Below are 13968 nucleotides of genomic sequence, written 5' to 3'. Positions count from 1 at the left end.
GAGAACATGACTGAAGAAACCAACGCGATTCCAGCGAATCTGCCGCTGCGCAACGATTTGATTGGCGAAGAACCATACGGTGCGCCGCAGCTTGACGTGCCGGTCTGCCTCAACGTCAACGAGAACCCGTACGAGCCGAACCCTGAAGTGTGCGCTACGATCGCGCGCCGCGTCGGCGAAATCGCTCATACGCTCAACCGTTACCCCGATCGTGAGCATATTGCATTGCGCCAAGCATTCAGCGATTATCTCGCTAAAGAGTCCGGCGCGCGTCTCACTGTCGACCAGCTGTGGGGTGCGAACGGCTCCAACGAAATCATGCTTCAGCTGTTCCAAGCATTCGGCGGCCCGGGCCGTACTGCGCTCGGCTGTGATCCGACGTATTCGATGTACCCCGAATACGCGCGCGACACGTTCACCGGATGGAAGCTCGCACACCGCAACGCTGACTTCACGCTCGACGTGGATGCTGCCATCGCAGCAATTCATGAGATCAAGCCGAGCATGGTGATCCTCACCAGCCCGAACAATCCGACCGGCACTCCACTCCCATTCGCTGACCTCGAACGCATCCTCGAGGTGTGCGAGAGCGCCGACGTGGCAGGCGCCGCGCCCGGCGTGCACCCGATCGTCGTCGTCGATGAAGCGTACGTCGAATTCCGCAATCCTGGCACGCCCAGTGCTGTCACGCTTATCGACCAGCATCCGAACCTCGCGGTCAGCCGCACGATGAGCAAGGCGTTCGCGTTCGCCGGCGCTCGCGTCGGCTACTTGGCAGCGAGCAAGGGCATCATCGACTGCGTGCGCATCGTCCGCATGCCCTACCACCTGTCCGCTGTCACGCAGGCTGCTGCACTCGCCGCACTCGAACACACTGACGAACAGCTCAGCCAGGTTGCTCACCTGCGCGAGACCCGCGAAGCTACTGCCGCATGGCTTAAGACCCAGACCTATAAGGGCCAGCCGCTTGAAGTTGCCGCATCCGAGTCGAACTTCCTGCTGTTTGGCGGGCACTTCGATAAGCGCGATCGCATCTTTGACGAACTGTTGAAGCGTGGCGTGCTTATCCGCGTCGTCGGCCCCAATGGTTGGATGCGCGTATGCATGGGCACTGATGATGAAATGGCACGCTTCCGCGAAGCACTCGTTGAAGCATTGCGTATTGTGGAAGCGGAATAGAAGCGTGCCCGTAACAGGCGCGCAGTAAACGTAGAACACACGGTAGAACAGACGGTAAGGAGCATCACATGGCACGCACCGCGCACATTATTCGTGAAACCAGCGAATCGCATATTGACCTTGAGCTGAACCTCGACGGTACTGGCAAAACCAGTATCGACACGTCTGTGCCGTTCTACAACCATATGATGAACGCGCTCGGTAAGCATTCACTTATCGATTTGACCATTAAGGCTCACGGTGACACTGACATCGACGTGCACCACACCGTCGAGGACACTGCCATCGTATTCGGTGAGGCTTTGAAGCAAGCGCTCGGCGACAAGCGCGGCATCCGTCGTTTTGCTGATGCGACCGTGCCGCTCGACGAGGCGCTCGCCAAAGCTGTTGTTGATATTTCCGGGCGCCCATACTGCGTGTGCACTGGTGAGCCAGCTGGCTTCGAATACTGCATGATGGGCGGGCATTTCACTGGTTCGCTCGTGCGTCACGTGATGGAATCGATCGCGCTGCACGCTGGTATTTGCTTGCACATGCAGGTGCTTGCTGGCCGCGATCCGCATCACATTGCTGAAGCTGAGTTCAAAGCACTGGCACGCGCACTGCGATTCGCTATCGAGCCTGACCCGCGTATTGAAGGCTTGATTCCGAGCACGAAGGGTGCGCTGTGATGAGTGACGAACAGCCGCACAACGACGATTTCGACATTCCTGATCCGTTCGATTCGTCGAATAACGATTCCAACGGTGACGATTTCGACGCGCATTTCAGCGATGAGGAGCTCGAGGCAGCCCTCGCCGGATTCGAAAAAGAATTCCAAGAGGATTCCCAACACGGCTCTCCAGCGGACAATGCTTCGCCTGCTGAAACGCATGCCGCTGATCCGTCCACACCAGAAGCTGATGCGCATGATGCTTCCGGTGCGCCATCTGACGCGCAGGCAAGTGATGCTGCCGATCCTTCGACGACTTTTGACGATGAACTGCAAGGGTTGCTGGGCAATAAGGCGAAAGCTGCAATGCTCATCACTCGGCTCACGTCGCCAAAACTCCTTGCTGCGTTCTGCCAGCTTTCTGACATTTCTGCTGATTGCATCGGCTCCAAAGAAGGCGCGGTAGCCATTTTGCGCAATCTCGATGGCGATGGCCCTGAATCTGCAGCCCATGACTTGACCATTGTGGTTTCTGGCATGGCTGTTGTGCTCACAGTCAATCGTGCCGACAAGCTCGAAGCAACCATGTACTTGCAAGGCAAGCCAGATCAGACGTTCGTGCCACCAGTACTGTTTAGTGCCACCGCGCCGTTCGTTGAAGATCTCATGCTGGGCATTAGTGATGAAGCCGCATTGCAAGCTGAAGGATTCGACATCATACGTTCCGCCGACCTTGACCATGATCAGGCGATGGCTATCATCGCCGAGTTCACGCGTTTTGGCCGCGGTAGCGCTTCGCGTATCGGCTAACAGACGACTTGGTGATGATCGACAGGCATTAAGCCGGTATCAGCAACACGAGTAAAGAGGAGACCAAGCATGACTTCGGTAGTGATATTTGACTATGGATTCGGTAACGTGCGTTCCATGGTGCGTGCTCTCGCGAACCTCGGCGTCGATGCGACGCTGACCTCCGATTATCGTCAAGCATTAGAAGCTGACGGTCTGGTAGTGCCTGGTGTTGGCGCATTCGGCGCATGCATGGAAGGATTGCGCCACGTTTCCGGCGATCGTGTCATTATGGATCGCCTGCGTGCTGGCCGCTCGGTGCTCGGCGTATGCGTGGGCGAGCAAATCATGTTCGACCAAGGCAACGAGCATGGTGAGCAAGCAAGCGGCTTGGGACTCATTGGCGGTACGGTTGACTTGCTTGACGCCGATGTAGTACCGCATATGGGCTGGGATACGGTGGAAGCGCCTGCTGATTCGGTACTGCTCAACGGTGTTGCGGATGAGCGTTTTTACTTTGTGCACTCCTACGCCGCATGTTCCGCCACGCCTAAAGATTTAAGCTCCGAATATATCGACTTGGGTGATGAGGAGCGTATCACATGGTGCACGTATGGTCGCAGTCGTTTTATTGCGGCGTATGAGCGTGGACCATTGTTTGCTACGCAATTCCACCCGGAGAAGTCTGCTGAAGCTGGCGCGCAACTGTTGCGCAACTGGTTGGCTACGTTCTGATTCATCGTTTGAGATCCAGCTAAGAAGCTAAAACACCGGTAAGAAAGGTCATATTATGTCACTGACATTGTTGCCCGCTGTTGATGTGCGCGACGGCAAGGCTGTGCGCCTGCGCCAAGGCGAATCGGGTTCTGAAACCGATTACGGCTCTCCGCTGGAAGCTGCTCGCACGTGGGTCGAATCCGGCGCGGAATGGATTCACTTGGTTGATCTTGATGCTGCGTTCGGCACTGGAAACAATCGCGCTCAGCTGCGCGAAATCGTGCACGAACTTGGTGACAAAGTCAATATTGAAATGAGCGGTGGCGTGCGCGATGACGCATCGCTCGATGCTGCGCTAGAAGCAGGGGCTGCACGCGTCAACATTGGTACTGCCGCACTGGAAAACCCTGATTGGACCGCTTCGGTGATCAAGAAGTACGGCGATCGCGTGGCCGTTGGCCTCGACGTACGTGGCCACACGCTTGCGGCTCGCGGCTGGGTTAAGGAAGGCGGCGACCTGTTTGAGACGATGAAATTCCTCGACTCTGTTGGCTGCTCACGCTACGTGGTTACCGACGTGGCGCGCGACGGCATGATGAGCGGCCCAAACATTGACCTGCTGCGCGAAGTCGCTGAACGCACGGATGCGAAAGTGACCGCCTCCGGTGGTATTAGCAAGCTCGATGATCTGCGCGCTATCAAGGAGCTTGCCGATCTGGGTGTTGACTCTGCGATCTTGGGTAAATCCCTCTACGCTCGCGCTTTCACCCTTGAGGAAGCGCTCGAAGTCGCAAAGTAAGCGCAATAGCCGGCTGCCTCGACACGTTATGCCATCCCATGCCCTCAACGGTTCGCACGGGATGGCATTTTGCATAGTTACACCATCGCGTGCGAACCTCAATGCGCTCAGGCTGCGCAGGGTAATTCGCCAGAATCAATAAGCTGCTTGAACAACGCATAATCTGCATCATTCTGGTCCGCATACGATGCGGCAAACGAGGCAATCGCTTCATCAAAGGATTCGTCATCACCCACATAAGCGGCGATGGCAATACGATCACCAGTACGCGCATGCGCATGAGCGAGACACCGCGCGCACATGCGCCCCAAATCAGACAGCGCTAGCGCATTGAGATGGTCAATATCAATCGACCCTTTAGCATTCCAGAATTGGCGCACATAATAATCACGCTTGTGCCCATCTTCCGCCATAAAACTCGCCCAACCGAGCAGCACATCCGCAGTCGATTGAATCAACTTCTGCCCTTGCACCACGCGCTCGCCATGCGTCGCGTACGGGGAGCGGCCAACGAAACGTTCCAATACTGACTCGTTAGCTTCCTTCATTTGCAACATCAACGGATCGTTAATATCGCGGCCAGTAAGCACCGACACCCATGCGCGCGTGCCCACTGAGCCAACACCTACTACTTTTCGAGCAGTGTCATGATACGTGTAATGACTCAACACGTGCCGACGATCCTCATACAGGCTATGCCGGTAACTATCGAACAAGGTTTCAAGCCGCCCCTGCAATGCCTCCAAATCGGCATAGTCTTGCAGCTCGTTAATTGGCGTCAACTCCGGCGGTTTCGAACGGAACCGTAATGTGTCACCATCGCGATACGTGAGCTTGGCAGCAGCACGATTGGAATCTTTCAACGCTGCCTTCGCTGCAGCATCACGCAGCGTGCGATTACGCTGACCGTTAACGGTACTCTCATAATGGTCGAGCGCCGCCTCCACATCAATATGGTCATACCAAGCGTCAAGATAATCCATCGCAGCATACTGCTTGAGATGATCACGATATGAATGCACGCAGCGTTTCACCGCAGCACGACGATCCAATTTACGAATACCGTTCGCACGCCCACAAATCTCCACCGACACAGCGAGGCGCTTAATATCCCACTCCCACGGCCCGGTCGTCGTCTCATCAAAATCGTTAATATCAAACACCAGTCGGTTCGATGGAGAGCGGAACATACCAAAATTACCGATGTGCGCATCGCCTACCGCCTGCACCGGAATGCCAGTAACCGGCGTGCGTGCCAGATCATTTGCCATAATCAGAGCCGTACCACGGTAGAACGTGAACGCAGAAACACTCATACGCTGGTAACGCAACGGAATGAGATCAGGCACACGCGCACGCGACTGCTCTTCCAGCAAGCCGATCACATCACGACGCCCTTCACGCACCTGCCACAGCGCATGGCTCGCTAGCGGAATGCGGAAGCGACGATCAAGGCCTGCGCGCTCGCGTTCAGCTGGCGTTGATGCTTGATGCCAAGAGGTCATGTCGATAATCGGATGATCGGCGTCCGCCGTATGCAGAATATTGCTCTCACTCACACACACAACCTTACCGCGTATGCGAAGTCCATAACGGCACATACCAGCATGTACGCGTGCATGAACATCCGTCATACCGCACTACCGATATGAACTACCAACGTGGAATGTTAACGTTCCTCGTAACACGGCTATGGAACGATAGGCGATTATGGATAAGCAACAAGAGTTTGCCCTGCGCACGGTCGAAGAACGCGACGTGCGCTTTATTCGGTTGTGGTTCACTGACGTGCTCGGCACGTTGAAATCCGTGGCTATCGCGCCCGCCGAGTTGGAGGCAGCGTTCGAGGAAGGTTTGGGCTTCGACGGTTCTGCCATTGAGGGTATGACACGCGTGTCCGAAGATGACATGATTGTGCACCCTGACCCTTCCACGTTCCAAATTCTGCCGTGGCGAGGCGGCCCACAAGGCACTGCGCGCATGTTCTGCGATATTCTCACGCCTGATGGTGAGCCGTCGCTGGGAGATCCGCGTCATGTGTTGAAGCGCGCGCTCGCCAAGGCGAAGGAAAAGGGCTTCACGTTCTACGTGCACCCTGAAATCGAGTTCTACCTGTTTGAAAGCCAGGATGACTGGTCGAAGCCGCCAATTCCGATTGATGAGGGTGGCTATTTTGATCACGTGCCGCGTAGCCCTGGCATGGATTTCCGCCGTGCGACCGTCAATATGCTTGAGCAGATGGGCATTTCGGTAGAATACTCGCACCATGAGGCTGGCCCTGGCCAGAACGAGATCGATCTGCGTTATGCCGACGCGTTGACTACCGCCGACAACATTATGACGTTCCGCACGGTCGTCAAGGAAATTTCGCTCGAACGTGGCATTCACGCGAGCTTCATGCCTAAGCCGATTGCTGACGCACCTGGCTCGGGTATGCACACGCATTTGAGCCTGTTTGAGGGGGATGCGAACGCGTTCTACGAGGCTGGCCAGGAGTTCAACATGTCCTTGACCGCTCGTCAGTTCGCTGCCGGCATCCTGTACCATGCGGCTGAGATCTGCGCGGTTACCGACCAGTACGTGAATTCGTATAAGCGCCTGTGGGGTGGCAATGAGGCTCCGAGCTACATTTGCTGGGGGCACAACAATCGTTCCGCTCTGCTGCGTATCCCGCAGTACAAGCCAGGCAAGGGCAACAGTGCTCGCATGGAATTCCGTGCGCTTGACCCGGTTGCGAACCCGTACCTCGCCTATTCGGTGCTGTTGGCTGCAGGCCTCGACGGTATCGAACAGCAGATGACGCTTGGCGAGCCGACCAGCGACGACGTGTGGGAGCTGACCGATGCTGAACGCCAGGCAATGGGTATTGAGCCGCTGCCTGATTCGCTCGACTCTGCGCTCAAGATCATGGAGAAGTCCGATTTTGTGGCCAGTGTGCTTGGTGAGCATGCGTTCGAATATTTCCTGCGCAATAAGCATCAGGAATGGGACGAGTATCGCCGTCAGGTCACGCCCTACGAGTTGAAGACGTACCTGCCGAAGCTGTGACGGTTGTATTGGAAGCCTCTCATACGTGTAGCGTATGAGAGGCTTTTTTATTACTGCTGGCTGTACTGTTGGTTGTGTTGTTGACTGCAATGTTGGCTGCATTGCCTCTGCGACTTATAACACGACGCGCGGAAGCGATCTACGAGGGGTTTTAATGGGGGAGAGGTTGTTTTAGTCTTATCGCTGATTCATATGAATGGAAGAGGAAACCCGCATGTCTACAGCACCTACAACCGCGCGTAATGAGCGGTTCTTCACCCTGCCGGTTATCACGCTGATTGCTTCGAGCTTTGTGCTGGGCATGAGCGAATTTGTTGTTGTTGGTATTCTGCCCGATATTGCAAGTGGACTGAAAGTTTCCGAAGTCACTGTCGGCAACTTGGTGTCTCTGTTTGCATTCGTCTACGCGCCGGTCACGCCGCTTGGCTCGGCGCTATCCGCGCGCTTCCCGCGATTTGCTACGCACTTGACGTTGATCGGTGTGTTCCTCGCTGGCAATGTGTTGTGCGCGTTTGCGCCGAATTATGGAGTGCTGGTAATTGCACGAATCATGATCGCGCTCGTTTCCGGCACGCTGGTCGCCATCGCCATGACCTACGCGCCTGATGTGACGATTGACAAATATCGCACCAAGTTCATCGCCTGGGTGTTCTCCGGCTTTTCGATTGCTTCCGTGGTTGGTGTGCCGATTGGCACGTGGGTAGCGAACGTATTTGGTTGGCGTTGGGCATTCCACCTTGTCAATGTGCTTACGGTGATGGTGATTATTCTAATTCTTACCGTACTGCCACGCAACAGCCACATTGTCCGGGTTGGTTTTATTCGCCAGTTCCGCTTGTTCCTTGATCATCGTATTCAACTTGGTGTGCTTGCTGTTGTGTGCGGTGCCGCATCCAGTTACGTGTTCTACACGTATTTAACGCCGATTATGCGCGATGAAATTCATGTGCCTGAACAGTATTTGAGCATTGGCCTGGTTGTGTATGGTGCCGCTTGCTTGTGGAGTAACTTGCACGCTGGCAAACTCGCGGAAAAGGGCAGGGGAGTGGAGCCATTGTGCCACTTGCGTTGGGTATTTCTTGCGCACGCCGTGTTGCTGTGTTCGCTGGCTTTGGCAAGCATTATTCCGCTCTATGGCGCGTTATTGCTGATTGTGCTGGGTATGTTTATGTACCTGTTTAATGCATCATCGCAGGTACTGTACATGGATGTTGCTGCACAGTCGCACCCGGGTTCGTTGAACCTTGCAGCTTCACTCAATTCGATGTCGTTCAACATTGGTATCGCAGTCGGCTCAGCAGTCGGCGGCGTAGTCAACGATGGGCTTGGCTTGACTTGGCTCGGCCCATTCGGTGCTCTTTTCGCACTGCTCGCTGTCGGCACTACCGTCATGCTGAAGCCGTATATCAACAAAGAAATCGCGTACTGATTTCGGCAAACAGCTGCTTCGTGCGATCAGCGTTGTGCGCTACTATCGCGCGCTGCCAAACCAGCCTTGGTAGATAATCGCGAAATTACGATTACCGTAGCTTGAGCAGGAGTTGCCTTCACCAGCTCCTGCTGCGAGCGCGGCCGTATTAGGCTGATAGGGCGTGTAAATATACAACAGTGCAGTTGCAGTATTAGTGATATACACGTCGCTGCCACCACAGCTTGCGTTCGGATGATATTGAATGTAGTTGAGCTGACCCGCATGATAGCCATACTGCGATTCGTGTGCTGCATAATACCGGTAGCGTTGCGCTGAACCGAATACTTGGTTGAAAAAACCAGCGTACTGTGGATCGCAGCTCGCATCATCTGGGCAACTTAACCCCATAGCGGCTTTGAACTGGAAGTCGCTTGGATGAGTAGCCGTAACCAGCTGCTGCTCTTTTTGCAAGACGGTCAACAATACTTTTTGACTGACTTTGCAAGCGCGCGCAGTCTTGTCAATAATCGCTGCAGCAGTTTCGCCTTTCGCGCCCTTGTAGGCGCTGCAATACTGGTCGGCAGCACGATCTTCAGTATCGAATGTGCGGGTTTTCAAACATTGCGTACCAGAGCATTGCGCGCCTTGCTCGTTAAGAAACGCTTGCACTTCTGCTTCACTCATTGCGTGAGCATTAAAGAACTGACCGTCTGAAATAATGTCGCCAGGATCGAAATTATAGGTTTGTACAAGTTCAGATTGACGATTCTGTGCCTGCACGATTTCGATACGCTGCACCACAATATCCGTGAGCGTCCACACCAGGGCAATAACGCAAATGGTTGCAATCAGCGCGGTGAGCGTGGAGACAAGACGCGTGCGAAGGCTTGCATGCTGCCACCAGCGGGTAAAACTGCGAGTTTTCCGCGAGCGACGAGACTTTGCCGTAGAGTGTGGCCGCTTAGACTGCTTGCCTCGATTAACGGTCCGATTGCGTGTTGACTTGCGCTTAGTACGTGATGTGTTCTTCTTATTCGACTGTGTCATCGTGCGCCCATTGTAGTAGCCGGATGTGCGCGTGCGGCGCACGAAAGCATCAAGAACGCTCAAAGCATGAGCAATGTCGTGAACAACACAGGCTGATTACTCAGCGTTGTTGTTCACGACCATGTTCATGACCAGTATCGTTAGGCCAGCGCTTTCTTAATACGATTGAGACTTGCTGGACCATGCGTACCCAATTCTTGGGCCCACAGGGAGACATAGAACTCCTCCAGCATCCAGCGGGCGGTATCCGCCTTCTTGGTGAGTTCCTCGTGGCGCGGGCCAGCAGGCTCAGCCTTGGCACGTGCGGCAGCCTTATCCACCAGCTGCTTCGCCTCGTCTGCCTCCCACGCCCAGCGCACATCGCGGTTCTTATCTGCTTTCGCCTTGTTCAAACGCATCACATCTGCTTGCAGATAGCGCGGGATATTCACCAGCGCATCTGGGGGAGCGGCGCCCACAAAGCCGGGGAACACTAGCGTTGCAATATGCTCGCGTACTGATTGCAATACTGAGAGCATCGGCAAATCCGCTTTGCCGCTCGTTGCCTTGTCAACCTCCGCATAGCGTTTGAGAATCGTAATCACATCATGTGCGACCGCGTACACGGTGTCTTCGAACACTTCGGTGACGCCGAGTACCGCGTCGGCCAACGCGTCATCGTCCGGCAGCGTATCGACTTTCGGTAGCAGACGCTTGACCGCAGCCAACTGCAAATCCTCTACCAAATCCTTCGTCGACTTGTACGGTGCTGAAGCCAACATCAACGCTTCCGCGCCTAGCCAACGCGACGAAATACGCTCACTGGGCAGTCGCAATGCATCCAGCGCACCACGCCACAGCATTGTTGCACGCGATTCAGTAGTCGCACCAGCCTTATGCAACAAGTTCGCCTGCTCAACCAGCTTGCCCTGGTCGGCTGCACGATCAGCTTGCTTTCGCACCATTTGACGTGCTGATGCTTCCGCCTGTTGCGCAAACTGACGTTGCAATTCAACCAGCGACTTCGACGTGCCTAACGTTTTCACTGGCCCGCGCGCACGACGGTTACGTGCGTTCTTCGGCGCCGGAAGTTGCTGCTCAACCGCAAACGTGACACGCAGATACGGGTTGAGCTTCTCCCACAATTCGCCCGTCAGCACTTCAGGATGGATTTGTGCGCCGACGGTTGCGATTGCTGCCTGCGTAAACACATGCGGTAAATCAGGCCAACGATTGGTATTGCCATCGCTGAGCGCATCTTCAGGCGGCAAATACGGCTTGTTACGCTCACCTGAACCAGGCAAATGAGCAAAATGATCATCAATCCACGAGCGGATCTTACGCGCAGTATCAGGCGCAGGTACAAACTGCACGCGCAGTGTCTTCGGCAACGCCTTAATCATGCCGACAATCAGCTCATCCAACAGGCCGGGCACATTCCACGTGAACTGTTCAGGCGTGAGTCGAGACAGTACTTTCAACGGTACATGAACTGTCACACCATCAGCAGGATCATGCGGGTCATACACGTAGCTCAACCGCAAATCAATCGGCTGACCGTCAGTGCCAAGCGTATGCCAATGATCAGGGTAATCGGCCAAACTCACCGAATTCGTATCGGCTAAACGCTCCACCTTGTTCGGGTCGAAATCAAGCAAATGCGGGTGCTCATCATGCTCGCGCTTCCACCATTTCGCCAGATCCGCTACCGAGGTGACATCGTTAGGAACTACCGACTGATAAAAATCGTACAGATCCTCATCGCTTACCGTTTGCGCCATTTGGCGAGTACGGCTCGCATCATCAGCAGCATCTTCAAGAATGTCACGATTACGCGTCACGAAATCGTCGTAACTAAACCGTTGCTGAATATCTCCTTCGACCAAACCCTGACGGATGAGGAAATCTCTCGCCTCCATTGGGTTAATACGGCCCCACTGCACAGTGCGATCCTGCACAATCGGCAAACCATACAGCAACACTTTCGCACTAGCTACCGCAGAACCACGCGAACCAGACCAATGCGGTTCCGCATACGTGGTACGCGTCAACTGGCCAGCCAGCGGTTCCGCCCAAGCTGGGTCAATCGCCGCAGAATACCGCGCCCACAAGCGGCTCGTTTCCACCAGCTCAGTACTCATCACCCATGCTGGCGTACTCTTCGCCACACTTGAGGCTGGGAACAATGCAAAATGCGTACCGCGAGCACCCTGATAGTCATTCTTCGCCATCTTTTGCGCACGTTTGAATGCGCGCGCTTTCGCCGCACCCTTCAACCCGGTGAAATCAGAGGCTTTCGGCTCGCGAATAATCTGCATGCCCATCATGGAAATCAAGCCGGCCAGCATTGACGTGTGAATACCACGATCATCCCAAGAACAACACAACGAATGCGCTGCCTGCTGATTGATAGGCAGCTGACGAATCGTCAACTCTGGGCGAGCAGCAGGCTGCGGTGAGCCAACATTGAACTTCAATTCACGGCACATTTCCGTAAGCTGCGCCACCAGATCCTTCCACTGGCGGATACGCAGCCAGCTGAAATACTCCGTTTTACAAATACGCCGCAACGCAGCATTACTCGGCTCACCATCCGCTTGGAAAATACGATCCCATATGTTCAGCGCTGTTAAAAAGTCACTCGACTCATCCGCATATCGATTGTGAATACGATCAGCCTCATCACGCGCCTCATCCGGGCGTTCACGCGGATCTTGCAAACTTAAGAACGCGACGATAACCAACACCGCAGCTAACGTGTCTGGCGTCGTTGACTTCGCGGCCTCAATCACCATACGGCCAAGACGAATATCGATAGGAATACGCGACAGTTGACGGCCCACATGCGTCAATACCACTTCGCCATGCTTCCGAGCGACGGCTTTGAGCTCAGTAAGCTCATTAAAACCATCAGAAACAGCCTTCATATCCGGCGGGTCAATAAACCCAAAATCAGTGACATCTTGCGCAGTACGCGCCACGCCAACTGACAACATATGCAGCACCACGGCACCCAGCGACGTACGCAAAATCTCCGGCTCAGTAAACCGCGGACGCGTCTCATAATCCTCACGAGAATACAGACGAATCGCAATACCATCCGCAATACGACCGCATCGACCGCTTCGCTGATCAGCGCTCGCTTGACTAATTGACTCAATAGGCAGTCGTTGCACTTTAGCGCTCTTAGAATAGCGAGAAATACGCGCAGTACCCGGATCTACTACATAACGAATACCAGGAACCGTCAGCGAGGTTTCCGCCACGTTCGTGGCGATGACAATACGCTGATGCGTATGCGGTTCAAACACCCTGTGCTGTTCTTTAGCAGACAGGCGTGCGAACAATGGCATAATCTCAATCGCATCCGGCCTGCGCATATCATCCGCGCGCGGGCCATAATGATGACGCAACGCATTTTCAAACTCGTGAATATCGCGTTCACCAGAAGCAAACACGAGAATATCGCGAGCGCCACGCTCATGACTGGAATGAATAATCAGCTCAGCACACGCGCGTGCCACAGCAGTTGGCATATCCATGGTCGTTTCACGATCATCGCGGCCACCACTCGGTGCTGCAGACAACGCAGCATACTCATCTTCGCCAGGCATAGCGCCCGTTTCAAAACCAGGCACATTGCGCATCAATGCTGGCGCGCACCCCAACGGTTCATACACAACCTGCACCGGGTACGTGCGGCCAGACACTTCAATCACTGGAACCTTGGTGTGCAGCGCGTGTTCAAAATGCTCTTGGAATTTGACTGAATCAATCGTTGCTGAAGTGATAACCAGTTTGAGATCACGCCGTTTAGGCAACAATGCGGTCAGATAGCCGAGCAGGAAATCAATATTGAGACTGCGCTCATGAGCTTCATCGATGACGATCGTATCGTATTTCATGAGCTGCGGATCGCGTTGAATCTGCGCCAACAAAATACCGTCAGTGACCACGCGCAAACGCGTTTTCGGTGAGCTTTCATCCGTGAAACGCACCTGATAGCCGATCTCATCGCCCAAGCGCACACCCATTTCAGCAGCAATGCGTTCCGCTACCGTGCGCGCAGCAATACGCCGCGGCTGCGTGTGCACAATCTGCCGGCCATGCGATCCGCGGCCAAGCTCCAGCAGAATCTTCGGCAGCTGCGTGGTTTTACCAGAACCAGTTTGGCCGGAAACAATCACCACTTGACTGCGACGAACTGCATCAGCAATCTCGTTACGCGCTGCGCTAACTGGTAATTCGGACGGATATTCGAACTTCATCAATGACTTGTTCCTACTGTGACCTTACAGACTGAACCTACGGTTGAACGTACAGGTTGACCTTACCAACTACGGTGTG

General features: G+C 54.6%; 10 protein-coding genes. 7 read left to right on the top strand and 3 right to left on the bottom strand.

The features are described 5' to 3' along the window. The first annotated feature begins 6 nt into the window (after positions 1 to 6). The 5 genes from D2E25_RS03025 to priA all read left to right on the top strand — a co-directional run bounded on the left by D2E25_RS03025 (position 7) and on the right by priA (position 4136). Complete coding sequence (locus D2E25_RS03025) at positions 7 to 1179, top strand: histidinol-phosphate transaminase (RefSeq protein ID WP_125979516.1); 1173 nt, start codon at positions 7 to 9, stop codon at positions 1177 to 1179. A 68-nt stretch (positions 1180 to 1247) separates the two neighbouring features. Further along, the gene (gene hisB, locus D2E25_RS03020; protein ID WP_125979515.1) at positions 1248 to 1850 is read left to right on the top strand and encodes an imidazoleglycerol-phosphate dehydratase HisB; all 603 of its coding nucleotides are present in this window, start codon (positions 1248 to 1250) and stop codon (positions 1848 to 1850) included. Next, positions 1850 to 2641 (top strand): hypothetical protein, encoded by a 792-nt coding sequence (locus tag D2E25_RS03015; RefSeq protein ID WP_241216949.1) that lies wholly within the window; start codon positions 1850 to 1852, stop codon positions 2639 to 2641. The genes hisB and D2E25_RS03015 overlap by 1 nt, the downstream gene beginning before the upstream one ends. Positions 2642 to 2710: 69 nt before the next feature. Next, positions 2711 to 3355 (top strand): imidazole glycerol phosphate synthase subunit HisH, encoded by a 645-nt coding sequence (gene hisH, locus D2E25_RS03010; protein ID WP_125979514.1) that lies wholly within the window; start codon positions 2711 to 2713, stop codon positions 3353 to 3355. A gap of 55 nt (positions 3356 to 3410) precedes the next feature. Beyond that, positions 3411 to 4136 carry a bifunctional 1-(5-phosphoribosyl)-5-((5-phosphoribosylamino)methylideneamino)imidazole-4-carboxamide isomerase/phosphoribosylanthranilate isomerase PriA gene (gene priA, locus D2E25_RS03005; protein ID WP_125979513.1) on the top strand — a complete coding sequence of 242 codons (726 nt, stop codon included), beginning with the start codon at positions 3411 to 3413 and terminating at the stop codon, positions 4134 to 4136. A gap of 107 nt (positions 4137 to 4243) precedes the next feature. On the opposite strand, the gene D2E25_RS03000 is transcribed toward priA, so the two are convergent. Continuing rightward, positions 4244 to 5641, bottom strand: coding sequence for a DUF2252 domain-containing protein (locus tag D2E25_RS03000; RefSeq protein WP_125979885.1), 1398 nt, complete (start codon positions 5639 to 5641; stop codon positions 4244 to 4246). Between the two features lie 205 nt (positions 5642 to 5846). Between D2E25_RS03000 and D2E25_RS02995 the strand changes: the two genes are divergently transcribed. Together D2E25_RS02995 and D2E25_RS02990 are read left to right on the top strand one after the other, a co-directional pair. After that, on the top strand, positions 5847 to 7184 hold the full coding sequence (locus tag D2E25_RS02995; protein WP_125979512.1) for a glutamine synthetase family protein: 1338 nt from the start codon (positions 5847 to 5849) through the stop codon (positions 7182 to 7184). 214 nt (positions 7185 to 7398) lie between these two features. Continuing rightward, positions 7399 to 8613 (top strand): MFS transporter, encoded by a 1215-nt coding sequence (locus D2E25_RS02990; RefSeq protein WP_125979511.1) that lies wholly within the window; start codon positions 7399 to 7401, stop codon positions 8611 to 8613. Between the two features lie 42 nt (positions 8614 to 8655). On the opposite strand, the gene D2E25_RS02985 is transcribed toward D2E25_RS02990, so the two are convergent. Together D2E25_RS02985 and D2E25_RS02980 are read right to left on the bottom strand one after the other, a co-directional pair. Beyond that, positions 8656 to 9642: a hemagglutinin gene (locus D2E25_RS02985; protein ID WP_241216991.1), complete on the bottom strand. Its 987-nt coding sequence runs from the start codon at positions 9640 to 9642 to the stop codon at positions 8656 to 8658. A gap of 140 nt (positions 9643 to 9782) precedes the next feature. Beyond that, positions 9783 to 13889, bottom strand: a complete 4107-nt coding sequence (locus D2E25_RS02980) for a DUF3418 domain-containing protein (protein WP_125979881.1) — start codon at positions 13887 to 13889, stop codon at positions 9783 to 9785. Positions 13890 to 13968 lie beyond the last annotated feature (79 nt).

The organism is Bifidobacterium goeldii, from assembly GCF_003951095.1.
GTDB lineage: Bacteria > Actinomycetota > Actinomycetes > Actinomycetales > Bifidobacteriaceae > Bifidobacterium > Bifidobacterium goeldii.
Note: the sequence above shows the minus strand (reverse complement) of the source record. Positions and strands in the feature narration are given on the sequence as shown.